This window comes from Aeromonas sp. s3 (assembly GCF_040907805.1).
GTDB lineage: Bacteria > Pseudomonadota > Gammaproteobacteria > Enterobacterales > Aeromonadaceae > Aeromonas > Aeromonas dhakensis.
In genome coordinates this window covers 156,307-179,756 of the sequence record NZ_JBFOCQ010000033.1, presented here as the reverse complement: position 1 = coordinate 179,756, position 23,450 = coordinate 156,307, and the positions used below count along the sequence as shown (strand labels likewise).

General features: G+C 60.0%; 21 protein-coding genes. 17 read left to right on the top strand and 4 right to left on the bottom strand.

The features are described 5' to 3' along the window. Positions 1-15: 15 nt before the first annotated feature. Together AB5Y98_RS19120 and metG are read right to left on the bottom strand one after the other, a co-directional pair. Positions 16-651 (bottom strand): glutathione S-transferase family protein, encoded by a 636-nt coding sequence (locus tag AB5Y98_RS19120; protein WP_010633965.1) that lies wholly within the window; start codon positions 649-651, stop codon positions 16-18. Between the two features lie 197 nt (positions 652-848). Then, a complete protein-coding gene (gene metG, locus AB5Y98_RS19115) occupies positions 849-2,882 on the bottom strand; it encodes a methionine--tRNA ligase (protein ID WP_368232545.1) in 2,034 nt (677 codons plus the stop codon). A 186-nt stretch (positions 2,883-3,068) separates the two neighbouring features. Between metG and apbC the strand changes: the two genes are divergently transcribed. The 4 genes from apbC to AB5Y98_RS19095 all read left to right on the top strand — a co-directional run bounded on the left by apbC (position 3,069) and on the right by AB5Y98_RS19095 (position 7,420). Then, complete coding sequence (gene apbC / locus AB5Y98_RS19110) at positions 3,069-4,151, top strand: iron-sulfur cluster carrier protein ApbC (RefSeq protein ID WP_005300966.1); 1,083 nt, start codon at positions 3,069-3,071, stop codon at positions 4,149-4,151. Between the two features lie 110 nt (positions 4,152-4,261). Then, complete coding sequence (gene udk, locus AB5Y98_RS19105; protein ID WP_005300963.1) at positions 4,262-4,906, top strand: uridine kinase; 645 nt, start codon at positions 4,262-4,264, stop codon at positions 4,904-4,906. A gap of 63 nt (positions 4,907-4,969) precedes the next feature. Beyond that, positions 4,970-5,551 carry a dCTP deaminase gene (gene dcd, locus AB5Y98_RS19100; RefSeq protein WP_005300960.1) on the top strand — a complete coding sequence of 194 codons (582 nt, stop codon included), beginning with the start codon at positions 4,970-4,972 and terminating at the stop codon, positions 5,549-5,551. Positions 5,552-5,950: 399 nt separating this feature from the next. Next, positions 5,951-7,420 (top strand): inorganic phosphate transporter, encoded by a 1,470-nt coding sequence (locus AB5Y98_RS19095; protein ID WP_005300957.1) that lies wholly within the window; start codon positions 5,951-5,953, stop codon positions 7,418-7,420. Positions 7,421-8,143: 723 nt separating this feature from the next. Here the strand turns inward: AB5Y98_RS19095 and rne are convergent. After that, positions 8,144-11,263, bottom strand: coding sequence for a ribonuclease E (gene rne / locus AB5Y98_RS19090; protein ID WP_368232543.1), 3,120 nt, complete (start codon positions 11,261-11,263; stop codon positions 8,144-8,146). Between the two features lie 411 nt (positions 11,264-11,674). Here rne and rluC point away from each other — a divergent pair, with 411 nt between their 5' ends. Then, a complete protein-coding gene (gene rluC / locus AB5Y98_RS19085) occupies positions 11,675-12,619 on the top strand; it encodes a 23S rRNA pseudouridine(955/2504/2580) synthase RluC (protein ID WP_010633970.1) in 945 nt (314 codons plus the stop codon). Further along, entirely contained in the window at positions 12,619-13,266 is a 648-nt protein-coding gene (locus tag AB5Y98_RS19080; protein WP_368232541.1) for an HAD family hydrolase, read from the top strand. Before rluC ends, AB5Y98_RS19080 begins: the two co-directional genes overlap by 1 nt. 72 nt (positions 13,267-13,338) lie before the next feature. Here the strand turns inward: AB5Y98_RS19080 and AB5Y98_RS19075 are convergent, their stop codons facing one another. After that, a complete protein-coding gene (locus tag AB5Y98_RS19075) occupies positions 13,339-13,920 on the bottom strand; it encodes a nucleoside triphosphate pyrophosphatase (RefSeq protein WP_368232540.1) in 582 nt (193 codons plus the stop codon). A gap of 187 nt (positions 13,921-14,107) precedes the next feature. Here AB5Y98_RS19075 and AB5Y98_RS19070 point away from each other — a divergent pair, with 187 nt between their 5' ends. The 11 genes from AB5Y98_RS19070 (at position 14,108) to fabF (ending at position 23,439) form a co-directional block, all read left to right on the top strand. Next, a complete protein-coding gene (locus AB5Y98_RS19070; RefSeq protein ID WP_368232538.1) occupies positions 14,108-15,301 on the top strand; it encodes an MdtL family multidrug efflux MFS transporter in 1,194 nt (397 codons plus the stop codon). Positions 15,302-15,303: 2 nt separating this feature from the next. Further along, entirely contained in the window at positions 15,304-16,278 is a 975-nt protein-coding gene (gene yidZ / locus AB5Y98_RS19065; protein ID WP_095592753.1) for an HTH-type transcriptional regulator YidZ, read from the top strand. A gap of 69 nt (positions 16,279-16,347) precedes the next feature. After that, complete coding sequence (locus tag AB5Y98_RS19060) at positions 16,348-17,013, top strand: START domain-containing protein (protein WP_368232817.1); 666 nt, start codon at positions 16,348-16,350, stop codon at positions 17,011-17,013. Positions 17,014-17,263: 250 nt separating this feature from the next. Further along, entirely contained in the window at positions 17,264-17,785 is a 522-nt protein-coding gene (yceD, locus tag AB5Y98_RS19055) for a 23S rRNA accumulation protein YceD (protein ID WP_010633974.1), read from the top strand. 19 nt (positions 17,786-17,804) lie between these two features. Continuing rightward, positions 17,805-17,972, top strand: coding sequence for a 50S ribosomal protein L32 (gene rpmF, locus AB5Y98_RS19050; protein ID WP_005300935.1), 168 nt, complete (start codon positions 17,805-17,807; stop codon positions 17,970-17,972). A gap of 9 nt (positions 17,973-17,981) precedes the next feature. After that, positions 17,982-19,001, top strand: a complete 1,020-nt coding sequence (gene plsX, locus AB5Y98_RS19045; protein ID WP_368232536.1) for a phosphate acyltransferase PlsX — start codon at positions 17,982-17,984, stop codon at positions 18,999-19,001. 7 nt (positions 19,002-19,008) lie between these two features. Next, a complete protein-coding gene (locus tag AB5Y98_RS19040) occupies positions 19,009-19,968 on the top strand; it encodes a beta-ketoacyl-ACP synthase III (RefSeq protein ID WP_010633976.1) in 960 nt (319 codons plus the stop codon). A 69-nt stretch (positions 19,969-20,037) separates the two neighbouring features. After that, positions 20,038-20,973 (top strand): ACP S-malonyltransferase, encoded by a 936-nt coding sequence (fabD, locus tag AB5Y98_RS19035; RefSeq protein WP_216972870.1) that lies wholly within the window; start codon positions 20,038-20,040, stop codon positions 20,971-20,973. A 13-nt stretch (positions 20,974-20,986) separates the two neighbouring features. Beyond that, a complete protein-coding gene (gene fabG, locus AB5Y98_RS19030; protein ID WP_368232534.1) occupies positions 20,987-21,721 on the top strand; it encodes a 3-oxoacyl-ACP reductase FabG in 735 nt (244 codons plus the stop codon). Between the two features lie 157 nt (positions 21,722-21,878). Continuing rightward, positions 21,879-22,115, top strand: coding sequence for an acyl carrier protein (gene acpP, locus AB5Y98_RS19025; protein WP_005300909.1), 237 nt, complete (start codon positions 21,879-21,881; stop codon positions 22,113-22,115). Positions 22,116-22,197: 82 nt separating this feature from the next. Continuing rightward, entirely contained in the window at positions 22,198-23,439 is a 1,242-nt protein-coding gene (fabF, locus tag AB5Y98_RS19020; protein ID WP_010633978.1) for a beta-ketoacyl-ACP synthase II, read from the top strand. The last annotated feature ends 11 nt before the right edge of the window (positions 23,440-23,450 follow it).

Genomic DNA, 23,450 nt, shown 5'->3' with positions numbered 1-23,450 from the left:
TCTTTTGTCCGCAGGTCAGCCGGCCTGGGCGGCGTCGGCGATGGCCTGGGTCTTGGCCAGCACCGCCTGCAGGGCGGGGCGCTTGGCCAGACGATCCCGATAGGCCGCGAGTTTGGGCGGAATGGTCTGCTCGAAGCGGGTGGCCCACATCAGGGTATGGGCCAGCAGCAGATCCGCGATGGTTACCTGCTCACCCAGCAGGTAACCCTGCTCGGGCACCCAGGATTCGGCGATGGCCGCCGCCTTGTCAAACTCCCATTTGGCGGTGGGGAAGATGGCCGGCAGGCGCTGGGCCTCGGGCAGGGCGAAGCGGTGTTTGCCGATGGTCCACAGTGGCTGCTCCAGCTCGCAGGTGATGAAGCTGACCCACTGGGCGTGCAGCGCCGAGGCCTGGGTCCCTCTGGCCGGCAGCCAGTTCGGGCCATACACCTCGGCTAGGTACTGCATGATGGCGGCGGACTCGGTCAACACGAACTCCCCGTCCTTGAGCACCGGCATCTTGCCGCTCGGGTTGAGGGTCAAAAACCAGTCGCTGCGATTCTCGCCCTTGGCGAAGTCGAGAAACTGGAACTGCCATGCCACGTCCAGCTCTTCCAGTAACCAGGATACGCGCAGGGCCCGGCTGACGGGGGTGCCATATAAGGTGATCATGCTTGCTCCTTGCCTGATGAATGGGCCATGGGCCCGAAGTGAATCGCCAGTCTAGGCAAATTGCTTGGGAGCAACAAGCACCCAAGGGGGGAGGCAAAGCACAAAACGGCGCAATCAGCGGGAGAGGGGGAGGAGGAAAGAGAGAAAATAAAAGGGAGGCCCCAGGCCTCCCTCGTTGCTAACGGCTGCGGCAGCGCTTATTTGACGCGCATGCCAGGCTGGGCACCTTCCTGTGGCTCCAGGATCCAGAGATCTTTGCCACCCGGGCCGGCGGCCAGCACCATGCCTTCAGACATGCCAAAGCGCATCTTGCGCGGGGCCAGGTTGGCCACCATCACGGTCAGCTTGCCTTCCAGATCTTCGGGGTTGTAGGCGGACTTGATGCCGGCAAACACCTGACGGGTCTCGCCACCGATGTCCAGTTGCAGCTTGAGCAGCTTGTCCGCTTCCGGCACCGCTTCGGCCTTCGTGATCAGCGCCACGCGCAGGTCAATCTTGGCGAAGTCATCGTAGGCGATGGTTTCGCTGATGGGGTCATCAACCAGCGGGCCGGTTGCTTTCGGTGCCTGCTCCTTGGCCAGATCCTCCTTGGAGTCCTCGATCATGGCGTCAATCTTGGCCGGCTCGATGCGGGAGAAGAGCGCCTTGAACGGGGCGACGGTGTGGTCGACCAGCGGGGCGGCGATACCATCCCAGCTGAGGGTCTCGGCCAAGAAGGCCTCGGCGCGCTCGGCCAGGAGCGGCATGACGGGCTTGAGGTAGGCCATCAGCACGCGGAACAGGTTGATGCCGACGGAGCAGACCGCTTGCAGCTCGGCATCCGCCCCTTCCTGCTTGGCGATGACCCAGGGGGCCTTGTCGTCCACGTAGCGGTTGGCCTTGTCGGCCAACGCCATGATCTCGCGGATGGCGCGGCTGAACTCGCGGCTCTCGTAGGCCTCGGCGATCACGGTGCGGGCATTGGCAAACTCGGCGTAGAGCTCAGGCTCGGCGCAGGTGGCGGCCAGCTTGCCGTCGAAGCGCTTGGCGATGAAGCCGGCGTTGCGGGAAGCGAGGTTGACCAGCTTGTTGACCACATCGGCGTTGACGCGTTGCACGAAGTCTTCGAGGTTCAAGTCCAGATCGTCGATGCGGCTGTTGAGCTTGGCGGCATAGTAGTAACGCAGGCACTCCGGATCCAGGTGGTTCAGATAGGTGGAGGCCTTGATGAAGGTACCCTTGGACTTGGACATCTTGGCGCCGTTGACGGTCACGTAGCCGTGCACGTTGACCTTGGTCGGCTTGCGGAAACCTGCGCCTTCCAGCATGGATGGCCAGAACAGGCAGTGGAAGTAGGCGATGTCCTTGCCGATGAAGTGGTAGAGCTCGGCCTCGGAGTCCGCTTTCCAGTAGCTGTCGAAATCGATGTCACCGCGCTTGTTGCACAGGTTCTTGAAGGAGGCCATGTAACCGATGGGGGCATCCAGCCAGACGTAGAAGTACTTGCCCGGGGCGCCCGGAATTTCGAACCCGAAGTAGGGGGCGTCACGGGTGATGTCCCACTGCTGCAGGCCGCTTTCGAACCACTCCTGCATCTTGTTGGCCATCTCTTCCTGAATGGCGCCGGAGCCGCGCACCCAGTCGGCCAGCCAGGTCTCAAACTGTGGCAGGTCAAAGAAGAAGTGCTCGGAGTCCTTCATCACCGGAGTGGCACCGGAGACGGCAGATTTCGGATCGATGAGCTCGGTCGGGCTGTAGGTGGCGCCGCAGCTGTCGCAGTTGTCGCCATACTGCTCCGGGGACTTGCACTTGGGGCAGGTGCCCTTGACGAAACGATCCGGCAGGAACATGGATTTTTCCGGATCGAACAGCTGGGAGATGGTGCGGCTCTTGATCTTGCCGCCGGCCTGCAGACGGCCGTAGATAAGCCCGGCCAGCTCACGGTTCTCGTCGCTGTGGGTGGAGTGATAGTTGTCAAAACTGATGTTGAACCCGGCGAAGTCGGCCTGGTGCTCCTGGGAGACGGCCGCGATCATCTCTTCCGGGGTGATCCCCAGCTGTTGGGCCTTGAGCATGATCGGGGTGCCGTGAGCATCGTCGGCACAGACAAAGTGCACCTGGTGACCGCGCATTCGCTGATAACGAACCCAGATATCGGCCTGGATGTGTTCCAGCATGTGGCCAAGATGGATGGAGCCATTGGCATAGGGAAGGGCGCAGGTTACCAGCATTGTACGAGGATCAGTTGCCATATAGTCGTTCTTGATGTGCTTGTTGGGATGATAGAGTGCCGTGCATGTTACCCGAATTGGGGGTAGCCTGCCTAGGGTTGTGGCTCGTCCTACCCGCCGGCGCACGCTGGTCGGCAAGCAGGCAAGCCACTGATTTGTGTGCGGTAACCGTTCACCTCAAGATAATGACAAGATAATGAGGAGTTAATGGTGATTGATTCAGTAAAACAGATCCTGGCCGAATTTAAGCCGACAGGGTGGGGCAAGGATCTGGTGGCTGCCGGCTTCGTGCGCAGCATCGACAAACAAGGTTCGGCGCTCACCATCAAGCTGGTGCTGCCCTTCGCTGGCCACTCCCTGTTCGAGCAGATCCAGCAGGACTTCGATGCCCGGCTGCGCAGCGTCACCGGCGCGACCCGTATCGACTGGGTCGGCGAGATCGAGGTGGCCAGCATGCCGCGGGCGCAGGGGCTGGCGGCGGTGCAGGGCATTCGCAACATCATTGTGGTTGCCTCCGGCAAGGGCGGGGTGGGCAAGTCCACCACCGCCGTCAACCTGGCGCTGGCACTGCAAAAGGAGGGGGCGCGGGTCGCCATTCTGGATGCGGACATCTACGGTCCCTCCATTCCGACCATGACCGGAACCCTCAAGGAGCGTCCCGTCAGCCATGACGGCAAGCTGATGGAGCCGGTGATGGCCTGTGGCCTCAAGAGCAACAGCATCGGCTATCTGGTCTCCGAGCAGGATGCCACCATCTGGCGCGGCCCCATGGCGAGCAAGGCGCTGGCCCAGATCCTCCACGAGACCCGCTGGGGCGAGGTGGACTACCTGGTGGTGGACATGCCGCCGGGCACCGGTGACATCCAGCTCACCCTGGCCCAGCAGGTACCGACCACGGCAGCGGTGATCGTCACCACCCCTCAGGATGTGGCGCTGGCGGATGCCCGCAAGGGGGTAGCCATGTTCAACAAGGTCAATGTGCCCGTGCTCGGCATCGTCGAGAACATGAGTTATCACGTCTGCAGCGCCTGTGGTCATCATGAGGCGCTGTTCGGTACCGGCGGCGGCCAGAAGATGGCCGAGCAGTATCAGGTGGCCCTGCTGGGTCAGCTGCCACTGCACATCGACATACGCAAACACATGGACGATGGCTGCCCGACCGTGTTCGGCGCACCGAAAGGGGAGCTGGCAGAGGCCTATCTGAAACTGGCCCGTCGGGTGGGGGCTGAACTCTATTTCAGCGGAAAACCGATTGCGACCCCCCTCTATACCATGGCGCTGGATGAATAATCGGCGGTCGGCCGTTTGGGGTGGATTTGAGGGTGGGCAGGGCTCACCCTTTTTTATATAATGGATCGGTTTAAACAATCCCCACTGCTCTTCTCTTTAGGTATTTTTCAATGTCTGATACTCAACATTCGTGTGTGATCATCGGTATTGCTGGTGCATCCGCGTCCGGCAAAAGTCTTATAGCCCAAACCATCTATGAAGAGCTGGTGGCCGAGCTGGGAGCCGGTCAAATTGGCGTGATCACCGAGGATTGCTACTATCGCGATCAGACCCACCTGACCATGGAAGAGCGGGTCAAGACCAACTATGACCACCCCAACGCACTGGATCACGACCTGCTGGTACAACACTTGAGCCAGCTGGTGCAGGGGGATGCCGTCAACATTCCCCAGTACTCCTATACCGAACACACCCGCATGAGCGATGTGACCCCCTTTGCCCCGCGCCGGGTGATCATTCTGGAAGGGATCCTGCTGCTGACCGACAGCCGCTTGCGCGATCTGATGGATGCCTCCATCTTCATGGATACTCCGCTCGACATCTGCCTGCTGCGCCGCCTGGTGCGTGACGTGCAGGAGCGTGGCCGGACCATGGATTCGGTGCTCAAGCAGTACCAGAAGACGGTGCGTCCCATGTTCCTGCAGTTTATCGAGCCTTCCAAGCAGTACGCAGACGTGATCGTGCCCCGTGGCGGCAAGAACCGCATCGCCATCGACATGCTCAAGGCGCGGATCCGCCATATGTTGATTGGTTGAGAGATATCAAGCCGGGTGATGCCCGGCTTTTTTAAATGAACAATTTGTCAGGAGAGTCGCCCAATGCGTCTTTGTGATACCGATATCGAACGTCATCTGGATGAAGGCAAGATCGTCATTGAGCCAAGACCCGGTATTGAAAGGATCAGTGGCGTCAGCGTCGACGTGCTGCTGGGCAACGAGTTTCGGGTGTTTCGCGATCACACCGCCCCCTACATCGACTTGAGCGGGCCGAGCAGCGAGATGGCCGATGCCATCGATCGGGTGATGAGTGACGAAATCCACATTCCCGATGGGGAAGCCTTCTATCTGCACCCGGGTCAGCTGGCGCTGGCGGTCACTTATGAATCGGTCACCCTGCCGGCGGATATCGTCGGCTGGCTCGACGGCCGTTCCTCCCTGGCTCGCCTGGGCCTCATGGTACATGTGACCGCACACCGCATCGATCCGGGCTGGTCCGGCCGCATCGTGCTGGAGTTCTACAACGGCGGCAAGCTGCCGCTGGCGCTGCGCCCCAAGATGAAGATAGGTGCACTGAACTTCGAGATGCTCTCCGGTGTGGCGGCGCGTCCCTACAACAAGCGGGAAAACGCCAAGTACAAGAGCCAGCAGGGCGCCGTGGCCAGCCGCATCAACCAGGACTGATCTGGCCTGCGTGATCCTTGCCCGTCGACAAGAAACAATATGCTAAAGAAGGGCGCCCGCAACGGCGCCCTTATCCATGGTGGTGGCAACCTGCGTCGGCAGGGAAGTTGTCGGTTCCTTGTGCAATTTTCCCTTTTGGGTCGGTCCAGGATTGACGCAGCACGCACCTGTGGAGGGGGATTGAAGGGGCCAGAGATGATGAATTGTTCCCGTTTGGGGACTGTTTTTGTCAGGCAAGGTCTGTTTAATTAATCCAAGACAAGCCGCATGGAGACTGGCGCTAAGCTATTTTTTGGCTGAATGCTCTTTTTTTTTCTTACTGAAATATTTCAACAACGGGTATGGCGTTATCAGCCTTCTGGCATAATCCGCCGCAACTCATAAACAGGTTCGTTTTTTATGTTTGAAATGTTTAGTGGTTTGGGTTTGTGGTGGTCAATCGGTTTGGTATTGGCCGTTTTTTTTGTGTTGGCCTATGAATTCATCAATGGCTTTCACGATACCGCCAATGCGGTAGCAACGGTCATCTATACCAAGGCGATGCCGGCACATACGGCCGTGGTGGCTTCCGGTCTGTTCAACTTTGCCGGGGTCATGATGGGCGGCTTGGGGGTGGCCTATGCCATTGTTCACCTGCTGCCCATCGATCTGCTGCTCGGAATGGACTCTACCCAGGGTCTGATCATGGTGTTCTCCCTGCTGTTTTCCGCCATCGTGTGGAACCTGGGCACCTGGTTCTTCGGGATCCCCGCATCCAGCTCGCACACGTTGATCGGCTCCATCCTGGGGGTAGGCGGCGCCTATGCCTGGATCAACCATCAACCGCTGCAGGAAGGCATCAACGTCGGTAAAGCCATCGACATCATGCTCTCCCTCATCATCTCGCCCACCGTCGGTTTCATCATCGCGGCCATACTGCTGTTTGCCATGAAACGTGTCTGGCAGGGCAGCAAGATCCACAAAACGCCGGAAGAGCGCCTGCTGGTGGATGGCAAGAAGCATCCGCCGTTCTGGGCTCGCCTCACGCTGGTAGCTTCTGCCATGGGGGTCAGCTTCGTGCACGGCTCCAACGATGGCCAGAAGGGGATCGGTCTGGTGATGCTGGTACTGATCTGCATGGCGCCGGCCTACTTCGCGCTGGATATGAACAGCCGCTCCTACGATCTGGATCGCACCCAGGATGCCAACCAGCGCATCATGGAGATCTATCAGCGCAACCATGAGCTGGTTTCCAAGGTGGTGGACTTCAAGGTGCCTGCCCAGGCCCAGGAAGAGCTGATGACCCACTGCGCCGCCTCCGGTGCATTGCAGGCCATGGCCACCCTGGACAATCGTCTTGCCCAGGTGCGCACCTATGAAGAGATGGACCTGACCGATCGCCGTGAAGTACGTCGCCTGCTGCTGTGCATCGACGATACCGCCCGCAAGGTTTCCAAGCTGCCGCTGCCGGCCAAGGAGCTGACCGATCTGGCCAAATGGCGCAAGGATCTGACCGCGACCGCCGAATACGCGCCGACCTGGGTTATCGTCTCCATCGCCCTGGCGCTTGGCTGCGGTACCATGGTGGGCTGGCGTCGTATCGTCTACACGGTAGGCGAGAAGATCGGCTCCTCCGGCATGACCTATAGCCAGGGGATTGCAGCCCAGATCACGGCAGCTGCCTCCATCGGTATCGCCAGTTTGACCGGCATGCCGGTGTCCACCACCCATATTCTCTCCTCTGCGGTAGCGGGGACCATGGTGGCCAACAAGTCGGGTCTGCAGAGCCAGACCATCAAGACCATTCTGATGGCCTGGGTGCTGACCCTGCCGCTCACCATGCTGCTCTCCGGTGGTCTGTTCCTGATCAGCAACCATCTGTTCAGTTGAACCAGTTCCATCTGATTGTCAAAAGGGCCCCAAGGGCCCTTTTTTCATGTCTTCAAAACAAACACTCAGCCATACCTTCGTAGTTGACGAGGATGCCAATGCTCTCGTTATATGCCATCAAACTAAATATTTGAAAACAATGTAAAAGACTCGTCACTGATCTCACCCATATCACGACCTTCAAAGAAACCCGTCTACAAAGCGAGGGGATTTGACATCAACAAAAATGTGGCCCGTTAGACCAGTCACTCAAGTCATGGGGAGGCCAATCGGCGCGAGCAGCAGAGTTCAGATGATGTAACGAGGCAGTCAGATGTGCGTTGGTGAATATCCGATAGAAGAAATGGACAGTGTGCAACGCCATGAACAATGTTCTGCTCCGCTATCACAGCTTCACTGCTTGGAAAGCCGGCGGGAATGGGGGGGAGCAAGTCGTATTAACCGCGGTTTCAACTGACCATGTCTGCTGTCGTAAAACGACCGGGGTTTCAGATCATATGGATGTATCAGAAGCGTGAAGCCTGGATAGTGGGGTAGGGAAGCATGACGGGTAACCATCAGCAGTGCGAGAAGCCAGGGTTAGGTTTGCACAGAGTGGCATAAAGAAGATGAGCAGACGGTAATGGACTGGGTTGCAGGCGCTGCTGGAACAATAGGTGCTACATAAAGAGATAAAAAAAGAGCCACACAGTGTGTGGCTCTTTTATCAGGCTAGCGGGTCAATCAGGGACGACCGGCCGGGCTGGTTGCAACGTTGACGGCGGCAGTACTGCCACCATGACGGCCGGAAGTGGCCACTTCGCTGCGCACCAAGGGTGCATACTCGACCGGCTCGCGTGCCGGCAGGGCAGGGGCGGCGGCCGGAGTTGCCATCGGGGCAGAGGCCTTGCGGGCACCAGCCAGCAGGCTGCCACCGCGCTTGACCTGCTTGGCAGCCGGGGCTGCGGTTGCGGGTTCAACCTTGGCAGTCTCTGCAACGACAACAGGTTCGGCCACAGCGGCAACCGGCTCAAAGGTCGGTGCGGCAACAACGTCTGCAACTGCCGGGGCGGTTTCTACGGTCGCTTCCACAACCGGCTTGCTCTCGACAACCGGAGTCTCAACAGCCTCAACGACAGCTTCTGCCACGGTTTCCACTGCAACAGGCGCGGCTTCAACAGCAGCAATGACCGGTTCGGCCACCACGGGGGCGGTTTCGACGACGGTTGCTACCGGTTCAGCGGCGACAACGGCTTCGGCCTGCTCGCGGGCTTCTTCGGCGACGGCCTCGGCAACCACGTGCTCGGTCAGGGCGGAGGAGGCCTGCAGGGCTGCAGCAACGGCTTCAGCGCTCGGGATGGTGATCACGGGCACGGCCGGCTCTTCCACTTTGACCTGGGCTGCATCGGCTTGCGCGGCGGCAGTCAGAGTCGGTGCAGCGACTTCGGCAGTCTGCTCTTCATCGTCACGCTGGCTGCGAGCTTCTTCGTTGATGCGCTTGCGGCGTTGGCCTTCGATACGCTGATTGCGCGGAGTACGGCGGGAACGACGCTGGCCTTCTGCCTGCTCATCCTGCTGTTCAGTCGCGTCAACGGCATCGACGGCGGCAACCGGCGCTACATCGGCAGCATGGGCAACAGCGGCGTCATCGGCAGGCGCATCGACGCGGATTTGCTTGCGCAGTTGGCGGCGTTCGCGGCGCTCGGCCACTTTCTGCTCTTTTTCCTGACGCTGTTCCACGTTGGTGGCAACGGCTTCTACGCTGTCCAGCGTGTCGACCACTACCTCGGCACGGGGTTCACGCGGAGCGCGGGGCTCACGAGCCTGACGTGGGGCACGGGGTTCGCGCTCCTGACGCGGCTCACGAGCCTCGCGAGGTTCACGTTCCATGCGCTGTTCGCGCACGTCACCACGGGCTTCACGTTCCTGACGCGGCTCACGCTCTTTGCGTGGGCGACGGTTGCGGCCTTCGCCGTTCTCGCGGCTGGCCACGCCTTCGCGCTTCTCGCCGGCATCGCCGTTGCGGCTGCTGCGGTTGTCGTCACGACGACCACGTTGACCACGGCTGCGGGATTCATCGCGCTGATGACGGTGACCGTCCTCTTTGCGAGCCTCGCGCGTTGCCGGTTTCTCGGCAGGCGCGGTGACCTCGGCGCTGTCAGCATTGCCGCCGAACAGGTTGGAGAGGCTCTTGAACAGCTTGCCGAACAGGCCCGGCTCTTCGGCAACCGGGGCTGCAACAGGGGCGGGGGCCGCCGGCGCAGCCGGTTGCGGTGCCTGGACGAAGCCTTGCAGCAGGGGCTGCTCGCGCTCGATGGTCTGGGCCTGTTTCGGCTGGTAGACCGGCTTGGCAATTTCGGTTTTCAGCTCGTAGCTGGCCGCTTCCGGGATCTCGTTCTGACGGATGCGGGTCACTTCGTAGTGCGGGGTTTCCAGGTGCTGGTTCGGAATGATGTAGACACGCACATCATTGCGTTGTTCCAGGCTGGCGATGGAGCTGCGCTTCTCGTTGAGCAGATAGGCGGCGACATCGACCGGCACCTGAGCATGCACCTGTTCGGTGTTGTCCTTCATCGCCTCTTCTTCGATGAGACGCAGGATGGACAGGGCCAGTGATTCGTTGTCACGGATCACGCCCTGACCCTGGCAACGGGGGCAGATATGGCTGCTGGACTCGTTGAGGGAGGGACGCAGACGCTGACGAGACATCTCCAGCAGACCGAAACGGGAGATCCGGCCGAGCTGGATGCGGGCACGGTCCTGATGCACGGCCTCACGCAGACGGTTTTCCACTTCGCGCTGATGGCGAACCGGCGTCATATCGATGAAGTCGATGACAATCAGACCACCCAGGTCACGCAGACGCAATTGACGGGCAATCTCGTCGGCCGCTTCCAGGTTGGTCTGCAGCGCAGTCTCTTCGATATCGCCGCCCTTGGTGGCGCGGGAAGAGTTGATATCGATGGAGGTCAGCGCTTCAGTCGGATCGATCACGATGCTGCCGCCGGAGGGCAGGCGCACTTCACGCTGGAAGGCAGACTCGATTTGGCTCTCAATCTGGAAGTGGTTGAACAGGGCAACTTCCCCCTTGTACAGCTTCACGCGGTTGAGGAAATCGGGACGTACCAGCTCGATGTGTGACTTGGCGCGTTCGAAAATGACCGGGTTGTCGATCAGGATCTCGCCCACATCGCGGCGCAGGTAATCACGGATGGCACGCACGATGACGTTGCTTTCCTGATGGATCAGCACCGGCGCGGAGCGGCTCTGTGACGCCTTGTGGATGGAGTCCCAGTGGTTGAGCAGAACGTTCAGATCCCACTCCAGCTCTTCCGGGGACTTGCCCACACCGGCGGTACGCACGATGAGGCCCATGCCGTCCGGCACGGTCAGGCCGCTCAGGGCTTCTTTCAGTTCAGTCCGTTCATCGCCCTCGATGCGACGGGAGATACCGCCGGCACGGGGGTTGTTCGGCATCAGCACCAGGTAGCTGCCGGCCAGACTGATGAAGGTGGTGAGGGCTGCACCCTTGGTGCCACGCTCTTCCTTGTCGATCTGGACGATGACTTCCTGGCCTTCGCGGACCACTTCTTTGATGTTGGGACGACCCTGATAGGAGTAACCGGAGGGGAAGTAATTGCGGGCGATTTCCTTTAACGGCAGGAAACCGTGGCGCTCGGCGCCATAGTCGACAAAAGCAGCTTCGAGACTGGGTTCTACGCGGGTGATTTTGCCCTTGTAAATGTTCGCTTTCTTCTGCTCGTGTCCCGGACTTTCAATATCCAGATCGTAGAGCTGTTGTCCGTCAACCAGCGCTACGCGCAACTCTTCTTCCTGAGTCGCGTTGATTAGCATTCTTTTCATTGAGTTCTCGTTATTTTGTCATTTTGATTTCCTCCACAGGATCCTGCCGGCGCCGGCCTCGGGTCTTCAGCATACTGGGGCAACCTCCCGGTTGGGGTATGCATGAGGCGCAAACTAAGGGCACTCTGGTTCAGCCTTCTCGAGAAGGCATGAAAAGGATACCGGTGTGGAGACAAATAGGCGGTTCTGTTTGCGTTCTCCATGCGCTGTACCTCGCACCCGGGAACCGTCATGTTCTTGTATACACGGTGTTTCGGGATTGGGTGGCATAATTTTTGGCCACTTAGTACAAGGCTTGAACACAATGACAAAACCTTGTTTATTATCCCATTTAAATCACTTTTATAGCAAGGCGCCATTTTTCAACAAAGCATGCAGCCAAGGGCCGTCGGCAGTGTTAAAATCCGCGCCATGACACAGATACAACAACAAGTGCAGCTGCTCACCATCGAAGCTGAGCATGACGGGCAGCGCATCGACAATTTTCTCAAGACTCAGCTAAAGGGCGTCCCCAAGAGCCTGATCTATCGCATCCTTCGCAAGGGGGAAGTGCGCGTCAACAAAAAGCGCATCAAACCGGAGTACAAACTCTGCGCCGGCGACGAGGTACGGGTTCCCCCCGTGCGGGTCGCCGAAAAGAATGAATTGCCCTCGGCCAACCTCGGCAGCATCCAGCGTCTGGAAAGCCAGATCCTGTTTGAAGACGACGCCATGATCGTGCTCAACAAGCCGTCCGGCATGGCCGTTCACGGCGGCAGCGGGCTGAGCTTCGGGGTCATCGAAGGGCTGCGCGCCCTGCGCCCGGAAGCCCGTTTTCTCGAACTGGTGCATCGTCTCGATCGCGACACCTCCGGTGTGCTGCTGGTCGCCAAGAAGCGCAGCGCCCTGCGTAGTCTGCACGAGCAGCTGCGGGTCAAGACCATGCGCAAACAGTACCTGGCGCTGGTGCGTGGCCAGTGGCAACCCCACGTCAAGGTGGTCAATGCGCCGCTGCGCAAGAATGATCTGCAATCCGGCGAGCGGGTCGTGCGGGTCAGTGCCGATGGCAAGCCGTCAGAAACCCGGTTTCGCATTGCCCGTCAATTCGCCGAGGCGACCCTGGTCGAGTGCAGCCCGATCACCGGCCGTACCCACCAGATCCGGGTGCACACCCTGCATGCCGGCCACCCCATCGCGTGTGACGACAAGTATGGAGAAGCGGCATTTGACGAGAAAATGCGCAGCCAAGGCCTGAAACGGCTCTTCTTGCATGCCTGGCGGCTGACCTTTACCCATCCGGCCGATGGTCGCGAGATGCAGGTCGAAGCGCCCCTGTCGCCCGAGCTCGAAACCTTCCTCAACGGACTGGCCCGCTGATGACGCAGATCCGGCTCGCCATTTTCGACTGGGACGGTACCCTGATGGACTCGGTGGGCCGGATAGTGGCCTGCGTGGCTGCCGCCGCCCGTGACTGTGCCGAGGTGGTACCCACCGCCACCGAGACTCATCAGATCATCGGCCTCAGTCTGGAGGTCGGCATCCCCCGGCTGTTTTCCCTGGAGCAGGGCGGTGAGCGAGCCAATGCTCTGATCGCCCGCTATCGCCACCACTATCTGCACGATGCCACTCCCAGCCCCCTGTTTGCCGGGGCGAGGGAGCTGCTGCACGGCTGGCACGAGCAGGGCATTGCGCTGGCGGTGGCGACCGGCAAGTCACGGCGGGGGTTGGACAGGGTACTGGATGAAACCGGGTTGCGGCCACTCTTTGCCGCCACGCGCGGAGCGGATGAGGCCAACTCCAAGCCTGATCCCCTGATGTTGACCCAAATCCTGACCGAGCTGGCGCTGATCCCGTCACAGGCGGTGATGATAGGTGACTCCATCCACGACATGGCGATGGCCGAAGCGCTGGCCATGCCGCGCATCGGCGTAAGCTGGGGCGTGCACAACCGGGGGCGCCTGCAGGCCCACCATCCGCTGGCGGTGGTCGATACCATGGCGGAGCTGAGGGCGCTGCTGGGTTGATGACAAGCACCGGGATGCAATAAAAAACGGAAGCCAAGGCTTCCGTTTTTTATTGCCAACATTCTGCCTTCATCAGGGCAGAGAGAGGCCGTGGCGCTCCAGCAGTTCGATCAGTCCGATCAGCGGCAAGCCGATCAGTGCATTGGGATCGCGTCCCTCCAGAGCCTTGAACAGCACGATACCCATGCCTTCACACTTGAAGCTGCCGGCGCAGTCGAGGGGACGTTCGGCCTCCACATAGCGGCGGATAGCCTCCTCATCCAGCTGGCGAAAATGGACGGTGAAAGGCTCAACCAGCTGCTCGACCCGGCCGGAGGCCGCATCCAGTACGCACAGGCCGGTATAAAAGGTGATGCTGCGCCCCTGGGCCGCCATCAGCTGGGCTACCGCTTGTTCGACCGTTCCCGGTTTCCCCAGGATCCGGCCATCGCAGACGCACACCTGATCAGAACCGATGATCAGCCCTTGATCACGAAGGCCGGCAATGGCGCTGGCCTTGGCATGGGCAAGGCGGGCCACCAGCGCTTGTGCCTCTTCACCGGGTAGCACAGATTCATCGACTTCGGGCGCGGCGCACTCAAAGGGGAGGCCCAGCTTTTCCAGCAAGGCTTTGCGGTAACGGGAGGTGGAAGCGAGGATCAGGGGGCGCGACATGGCAATCAGTTATCCAGGTTCAGAAACGGGCAGGCGCCGATGGTATCGCCATCGTGCGGCGCGGGCAAATGTCGCCGCCACTCTCTTTTCCAATATGTCGAGATTGGAAAACACCGCTATCGGCTTATTCATTCGGCCTGACGTTATAGTGCCCCTGTCGATGCTACCCATTCACTGAGGAGTCACCATGGGCCGTTACATGCTTTGCTGTTTTTTGATGATCACGCTCTACCCGGTAGGGATCGATCTCTATCTGGTGGCGTTGCCCAACATAGGTGCCAGCCTTCAGGCCAGCGAGGCTCAGCTGCACACCGCGTTTTCCCTCTATCTGTTTGGCATGGCCGCGACCGTCCCGCTGGCCGGCTTGCTGGCGGATCGCCACGGCCGCAGGCCAGTGATCCTGAGTGGGGCCGGCTTGTTTATGCTGGCGTCGCTACTGGCCGGCAGCGCCGACGACACTGCGCAGTTTCTGCTGGCGCGGGTGGGTCAGGGGGCAGGGGCTGGCGCGCTCTACATCATGACCTTTACCGTGCTGCGAGACGTGTTGCCACCGGCACGGCTGGCGGCCGTGCTGTCGGCAATCAATGGGGTCATCTGCGTGATCCCCGTGCTGGCGCCGCTGCTCGGCTATCTCATCCTGACCGGCTTCCCATGGCCCGCCATCTTTCAGGCCATGGCGCTGCTCGGCGGCGTGGTGCTGCTGATCAACCTGCTGGGGCTGAAAGAGAGCCTGCCGGCGCACCTTGAGCCACCCTCGAGCACGTCAGCAGCCCGCTTTGCCTTCTTGCGAGTGCCGCAGTTCCTCTGGATGTGCGTGCTGAGCAGTGCCGGCATGACCTGCATTCTGACCTATGTCAGCACTTCGTCCATGATCCTGATGACCCAGAGGGGGCTGGCAACCGCAGAGTATGCCCGCATCATGATGATCATGGCGATGATCAGCATGATCACCTCTTTCTTCGCCCCCTTGTTGCTGCGTCGGCTCCACAAGCACAACTTGCTTGCACTGGCCCACGGCGGGTTGGGGTTGGCGCTGCTGCTGATCCTGGCCTCTCATCTTGAAAGCTTCTGGGGCCTGTGGCTGCTACTGGCGGGCTTTGCCTTCACCTGCATCGGTTTTTCTGCGAGCTTCGGCCTCGCCATGGGCGAGGCACTGGCCAGTTGCCGTCACCAGATCGCGCTCGCCAGCGCCACCCTCTGTCTTGCCCAGATAACCGTGAGCGCCGGTTATATCTGGCTGATGGGGTGGCTTGGCTTTACATCCAGCACGCTGCTTGCCTGTGCCCTGCTCGGCGCCGTGTTACTCTATCTGCTCTTTCGCGCCCTGGGGCCGGCCTTCGACAGCGCCACCCATGGTACCCCGGTCATGGAGAATCCCTGAGCATGCGTCCCTTGATCGACCTCGATCTCAATTTGTTGGTGGTATTTCGGCTGTTGCTGCAAGAGCGCAGTGTCACCAAGGCTGCCAAGAAACTCAATGTCACGGCGCCTACCGTCAGCAAGGCGCTGGCGCGGCTGCGCGACTGGTTCGACGACCCGCTGTTCCTTCGCACTCAGCGGGGGCTGGAGCCCACCAATTTGTCGCTCACCTTGGAAGAAGAGCTCAAGGAGTGGTTCCAGCTATCGGGCAACATCGCCTCTCTCTGCGGCAATGCCATTCCGGCGGGGGCCGCGTTCAGGCTGGTGCTGGAGTCGCCCTTTTACATCAGCTTTCTCAATGATCTGCCCATGGTGATTTATGAAACCTATCGCAAATCAACCATCCGGATCATGAACTGGGACCATCACTCCCTCAACGACATCATCAATGGCGATGCCGATCTCGGCTTCTGTGCGAGGGAAACCCACCCCAGCTCGCTGGCCAGGGTCAACCGGTTGCCCTATTACATCGATCACGAGGTGTTGTTCGAAGACAGGCCCATGGTGTTTTTGCGCAAGGATCACCCGCTGCTGGCCCGCACCTGGAACCTCGACAACTTCCTCGCCTATCCCCATGTCAGCGTGGTGTGGGAGGCGAGCGATGCCTGGGCGCTCGACAGCCTGCTGGATGATGAGGGGCTCAATCGGCAGGTGCCGATCCGGGTCTCCAGCTTCGAGCAGGCGCTGCACATCGCAGCCCAGTCAGACCACGAACTGATCGCGGTGGTGCCCTCCTATTGCGCCAGCTATGCCCGCCAGCACCACGACAATCTGATCTCCTTGCCGCTGCCGCTGGATGAAGCCCTCTACCGGCAACTCGACATCGCCTTCATCCTGCTCTGGCACAAGCGCAACAACCACAACACCAAGGTGCTGTGGCTGCGCGACGAGATCAAACGGCTCTACCACCAGCATATCGCGGCAACGGGCGCGGGTTAACCCTGACCTCTACCTCGCGGGGCCAAAAAAACGGCTATAAGCATAGGAATGGGCAAGGCGGGGTCATGGATAATGAGAGTCGGGATATGGCTGTTATGGTTGCTCTGTTTGCCGGTCTGGGCACAGGGCTGGCACCTGCAGGCAGGGGAGGAGGGAATACTGCTGTGGACCCGCCCTCATCCACCCGGCGCCTTTCTGGCCTTGCGACTGGAGATGTATGTGGCAGCGCCCCCTGCGGCACTGCTCGCGGTACTGCGTGATACCGGTCGACATCAGGAGTGGCTGCCCCAAAGCCTGGAGGTGAGGGTATTGGCCAAGCCCGCCCCCGATGAGGATATTGTTTATACCCGACTCGCTGCTCCCTGGCCCGTACAGGACCGGGAGCTGATCACCCACTCCCGCCTGCAACGGCTGCCAGATTGCGGCCTGGTGTTGAGCGTCTGGGCGGCCCCCGATGCTTTGCCGCCTTATCCCGGCCGGGTGCGGATCCGCACCAGTGAAGGACGCTGGGAGGCGCTGCCTCAGCTGAACGGCACGACGCTGGTGCGCCTCGAAACCTATACCAACCCGGGCGACACGCTGCCCGCCTGGCTCGTCAATCCCATGGCTGCCGACGCTGCGCTGCAGAGTTTTCGCGCCATTCGCCGCCTGATGGAGGCCGCCCCGGTGGAGATCTGTGCCTGTCTTCATCAGCTACATGGTGGAAAGCATGGTGCTTGTGGCTCTACCCCTTGACTGCAGCAGGGTGGGGAAGGCAGGGCGAACTGGACAAGCAAGCGACGGCGGGACGGTCTGACAACTGTCTGGGGCCTGACGCGCCAGCAAATCCGGCCAGGATCCGGTGTCGGATCCGCTGGTTTGTGGCATAATCAGACACCGGTGAGCGCAAGTTCCGCCATGTGCGGGGGTTGTGAGGTTAAAATCATCGGCGGTAAGGACTTTTTCCTTTGACTATCAGTTGTTGGACCTATAATATTCGCGCCCTATGCAAAAGGTGAAGTTGCCCGTAAAGGTTGATCCAGTCCGTAGTGCCTCGAAGCTGCTCGATTATGTCGGGATAGTGGAAAAGTCGCAGATGCCCAGGCTGGAGGAATCAACCGCAGGCTTGCGGAGTGATATCGATGTATCGCTGCACTTTGGCAAAGATGTCCAGAAGTTGACCGTTATGAAAGGCACTGCCCATGCCAAGGTTGACCTGGTTTGCCAGCGTTGTGGAGAGACATTCGAACATCTCTGTGAAGCTGAATTTATCTACACTCCGCTGTTCGAAAGAACAAACGAGGAAGAACTGCCGGAAGCTTATGAGCCCATTGAGTTGGACGAAAACGGCGAGATGGATCTTCATCAAATCCTGGAGGATGAACTCATCCTCTCGTTGCCGCAGGTGGCCATGCATCCCATGGATGCTTGCCCGCGCGGTAACATGGAGATGACCTGGGGTGAAATCGAACCTGCTGATGAGCGGCCGAATCCCTTTGCAGTTCTTGAAGAGCTTAAACGTAAGTGAATTTAGGAGTTAGCCTACAATGGCCGTACAACAGAACCGTAAAACCCGTGCCAAGCGTGGCATGCGTCGTTCCCACGATGCGCTGACCACCGCTGCCCTGACTGTTGATCAGACCAGTGGCGAAATCCATCGTCGTCACCACGTGACTGCCGATGGTTTCTACCGCGGTAAAAAGGTAATCGCTTAAGGATTGCCTTTGTCTACGCAAACTGTCGCGCTAGACATCATGGGGGGAGATATTGGCCCCTCGGAAACAGTGCCTGCCGCCGTGCAGGCACTGTCTCTTTTACCCCAGCTGAAATTGATCCTGGTCGGTGACCAGCACCAGACCACCCCTCTCCTGCAGCAACATGGCTTGCTCAATCACCCTCGCGTCCGTTTTGTACATGCCTCCCAGGTCGTTGGGATGGGCGACAAACCGATCGTGGCACTGCGCACCCTGAAAGACTCCTCCATGCGAGTCGTACTCAATCTGGTCAAGAGCGGCGAGGCCGATGCCTGCGTCAGCGCCGGCAACACAGGTGCACTGATGGCGATGGCCAAATGTGTGCTCAAATCCCTGCCCGGCGTCGACCGACCCGCCCTCATCAAGGCGCTGCCCACCCTGTCCGGCAAACGCACCGTGATGCTGGATCTCGGCGCCAACGTCAGCTGCGATGCCGACACCCTGCTGCAATTTGCGGTGATGGGGGCCGTGGTGGCTGAAAAGGTGGAGGGTATTGCCACTCCCAGGGTGGCCCTGCTCAACGTGGGGGAGGAGGAGATCAAGGGCAACGATCTGGTGCGCCACAGTGCCGAACTGCTGCGCCAGTGCCAGGCGCTCAACTTCGTTGGCTTTGTCGAAGGGGATCGAATTTTCAGTGGCGATTGCGACGTAATCGTCTGCGACGGTTTTGTCGGCAACGTTGCCCTCAAGACGGCAGAGGGGGTGGTGCGGATGATGGCCCAACTGGCCGGATATCCCCGCAAGAAACGCAGTTTTCTTGGCCGTATCGCCGGATTTATGTTCAAACGACGTTTTTCTTACCTGAACCCCGACCAGTATAACGGTGCAAGTCTGTTAGGATTGCGCGGCATTGTGGTAAAAAGCCATGGGCGGGCCGAACGGCGTGCCCTGTGTAACGCGATCCTGCTGGCCGCGCAAGAGGCCAAGCATCAACTTCCATTGCAAATCGCAGATCGCCTTGAATCTGTCTTTTCCGACAGGGATCTATAAGAACTCTATGCATAGCAAAATTTTGGGTACTGGCAGCTATCTGCCGCACTCAGTACGCACCAACGCCGACCTCGAACAGATGGTAGAGACCAGTGACGAGTGGATTGTGGAGCGTACCGGGATCCGTGAACGCCGCATTGCCGGTGCCGATGAAACCGTTGCAACCCTGTCTCACCAGGCAGCCCTGCGCGCACTGGAGGCCGCGGGCCTGACGGCCGCCGATCTCGACATGATAGTGCTGGCCACCACCAGCGCCGAAAACGCCTTTCCGGCCGCCGCCTGTGAACTGCAGGGGCTGCTCGGGGTGCAAGGGATCCCGGCCTTCGACGTGGCGGCCGCCTGCGCCGGTTTTACCTACGCGCTCTCCATTGCCGATCAGTTCGTCAAATCCGGTGCCGCCCGCCACGTGCTGGTCGTCGGCGCCGATGTGCTGTCGCGCATGTGCGATCCCGAGGATCGTGGCACCATCATCCTCTTTGGGGACGGGGCAGGGGCCGTGGTGATCGGTGCGAGCGACACCCCCGGCATCCTCTCCACCCATCTGCATGCCGATGGTCGTTACGGCGAGCTGCTCAAGCTGCCGCAGCCCCGTCGCGGCATGCCGGGGGCCGAGCTCGAAGCCTACATGTACATGAAGGGCAACGATGTCTTCAAAGTCGCGGTCACCCGTCTGAGCGAGATCGTCACCGAAACCCTGGCCGCCGCCGGCATCGAGCCGAGCGAGCTGGACTGGCTGGTGCCCCATCAGGCCAACTTCCGCATCATCAGTGCCACCGCCAAGAAGCTTGGCATGGGGCTGGACAAGGTGGTGTTGACCCTCGACAAACACGGCAACACCTCTGCCGCCTCCGTGCCCATCGCCTTCGATGAAGGGGTGCGCGACGGCCGGATCAAACCGGGCCAGCTGGTCTTGCTGGAAGCCTTCGGCGGCGGTTTTGCCTGGGGCTCGGCGCTGGTTCGCCTCTGATCGTCAGCGGGGTGGGACGAGCGTCTCATCCTGCCGTTCTCATTTTTCTCTTATTTAAAGGAATCAATGATGACCCAATTTGCCATTGCCTTCCCGGGACAGGGCTCCCAAACCGTCGGCATGCTGGCCGAGCTGGCCGAACAACATGCCGTGATCAAGGAGACCTTCGCCGAGGCGAGCCAGGTGCTGGGTTATGACCTGTTTGCCCTGGTAATGGAAGGTCCGGCCGAAGAGCTGAACAAGACCTGGCGTACCCAGCCTGCACTGCTGACCGCTTCTGTCGCGCTGTGGCGCCTGTGGCAACAGCAGGGTGGGGCAACCCCCGCCGTGATGGCAGGCCACAGTCTGGGTGAGTATTCCGCCCTGGTCTGCAGCGGCGCGCTGGCCTTTACCGATGCGGTCAAACTGGTTGAGCTGCGTGGTCTGGCCATGCAGGAAGCCGTGCCGGAAGGCACCGGTGCCATGGCCGCCATCATCGGCCTGGACAACGACGCCATCGCCGCCAACTGCGAGAAAGCGGCACAGGGCCAGGTCGTCTCCCCGGTGAACTTCAACTCCCCGGGCCAGGTGGTCATCGCCGGTCACAAAGAGGCCGTCGAGCGCGCCAACGTGCTGATGAAAGAGTCCGGTGCCAAGCGTGCGCTGCCGCTGCCGGTTTCCGTGCCCTCCCACTGCGCGCTGATGAAACCTGCTGCCGAAAAACTGGCAGCTGCGCTGGACGGGATCGAGATCAAGGTTCCTGCCATCGCCGTCATCAATAATGTCGACGTATCCTGTGAGCAGGATCCGGCCGCCATCAAGCAGGCATTGGTGCGTCAGTTGTTCAGCCCGGTTCGTTGGACCGAGACTGTCGAGCGGATGGCCAACGAGGGGGTCACCCTCGAGATCGAAATGGGACCGGGCAAGGTACTGACCGGGCTCGCCAAGCGCATCGACAAGCGCGTGGAAGGTATTCATGCCAACGATGCCGCCTCTTTCGAGCAGGCGCTGGCCCAGATCAAGTAAACAGGAGCAATGAATGAGCTTTACCGATAAGGTTGTGTTGGTGACCGGTGCCAGTCGTGGCATCGGCCGTGCGATTGCTGAAACTTTTGCGGCCCGTGGCGCCAAGGTAGTCGGCACGGCGACCAGCGAGAGCGGCGCCGAGGCAATCAGCGCCTATCTGGGTGAACAGGGTTGCGGCATGGCGCTGAACGTGACCAGCCAGGTATCCATCGAAGCCGTCTTCGCCGCCATCAAGGCGCGTTTTGGCGACATCGACATCCTGATCAACAACGCCGGGATCACCCGTGACAACCTGCTGATGCGGATGAAGGATGATGAGTGGAACGAGATCATCGACACCAACCTCACCTCCCTGTACCGTCTGAGCAAGCCGGTGCTGCGCGCCATGATGAAGAAGCGCAATGGCCGCATCATCAGCATCGGTTCCGTGGTCGGCACCATGGGCAACGCCGGTCAGGTCAACTACGCGGCCGCCAAGGCGGGCCTGGTGGGGTTCACCAAGTCGCTGGCTCGTGAAGTGGCCTCCCGCGGCATTACCGTGAACGCGGTTGCCCCCGGTTTCATCGAGACCGATATGACCAAGGCGCTCAATGAAGAGCAGCGTGCCGGCATCATGAGCCAGGTACCTGCCGCTCGTCTGGGCGATCCAAAAGAAATTGCCGCTGCTGTGGTATTCTTGGCATCGGATGATGCCGCCTACATCACTGGCGAAACCCTGCATGTTAATGGCGGGATGTACATGGTGTAATCAATTTGTCGTGAGATCTGTTCAAATTTGCGATAGTACGCCGAAGTTTGGCGAATTTCGTGGTTTGACCAGCGGCAAGCTACTTGCAAACTCACGTCAATTGAATAAACTACCCCAACCAGACGCAATAGCGTATTTTTAAAGGAAAATTCAGGTCATGAGCAACATCGAAGAACGCGTAAAGAAAATCATCATCGAACAACTGGGTGTTAAAGAAGAAGACGTTAAGAACGCTGCCTCCTTCGTCGACGACCTGGGCGCTGACTCTTTGGATACCGTTGAACTGGTAATGGCGCTGGAAGAAGAATTCGATACCGAAATTCCTGATGAAGAAGCCGAGAAGATCACCACTGTTCAAGCGGCTATCGACTACATCACCGCTAATCAGGAATAAGTTCCTGTTCTGAAAGAAGCGGCCCAAGGGCCGCTTCTTTTATGTTTACTCCTTTTCAAAACACCTCTCGGAGACTACCTCAGTGTCAAAACGCAGAGTCGTGGTGACCGGCTTGGGGATGCTTTCCCCGGTAGGCAACACTGCCGAATCCAGCTGGCAAGCCCTGCTCAACGGGCAGAGCGGCATTTCTCCCATCGAACACTTTGACGCCAGCGAGTTTGCGACCCGCTTCGCAGGCCAGGTCAAGGATTTCGATCCCGAGCAGTACGGTATCAACCGCAAAGAAGCTCGCAAGATGGATCTCTTCATCCAGTACGGCATCGCCGCAGGCGTGCAGGCGCTGGATGATGCCGGTCTCGTCATCAACGAGGAGAATGCCGAGCGTGTCGGTGTGGCGATCGGTTCCGGCATCGGCGGTCTGGGTCTGATTGAGCAGAACCACAGCAGCCTGGTCAACGGCGGTCCCCGCAAGCTGAGCCCCTTCTTCGTACCGTCCACCATCATCAATATGGTGTCCGGTCATCTCTCCATCATGAGAGGCCTGCAGGGCCCCAACATCGCCGTCACCACCGCCTGTACCACAGGCACCCATGCCATCGGCATGGCCGGTCGCATGATCGCCTACGGCGATGCGGACGTGATGGTCGCCGGCGGCGCCGAGAAAGCCTCCACCCCGATGGGGATGGGCGGTTTTGCCGCCGCCAAGGCGCTCTCCAACCGCAACGACGAGCCCACCAAGGCCAGCCGTCCGTGGGATAAAGATCGCGACGGTTTCGTGCTGGGTGATGGCGCCGGGGTGCTGGTGCTGGAAGAGTACGAACACGCCAAGGCCCGTGGCGCCAAGATCTATGCCGAGCTGGTCGGCTTTGGCATGAGCGGCGATGCCTACCACATGACGGCGCCTCCCGCTGACGGCAACGGTGGCGCACGCGCCATGCAAAATGCCATCAAGGATGCCGGTATCGCCCCCGAGCAGGTGGGCTACATCAACGCCCACGGCACCTCCACCCCGCTGGGTGACGTCGCCGAGCTGCGCGGCATGAAGGCCGTATTTGGCGAACATGCCAAATCCCTGATGGTCAGTTCCACCAAATCGATGACCGGTCACCTGCTGGGTGCCGCCGGCGCCATCGAGGCGATCATCACGGTACTGGCGCTGCGCGATCAGATGGCGCCGCCCACCATCAACCTGGACAACCCGGATGATGAGTGCGACCTGGATCTGGTGCCTCATGTTGCCAAGGCCGGCAACTTCGAATATGCCCTCTCCAATTCCTTCGGTTTTGGCGGCACCAATGGCTCACTGATCTTCAAACGCGTATAATTCGCCCTGGG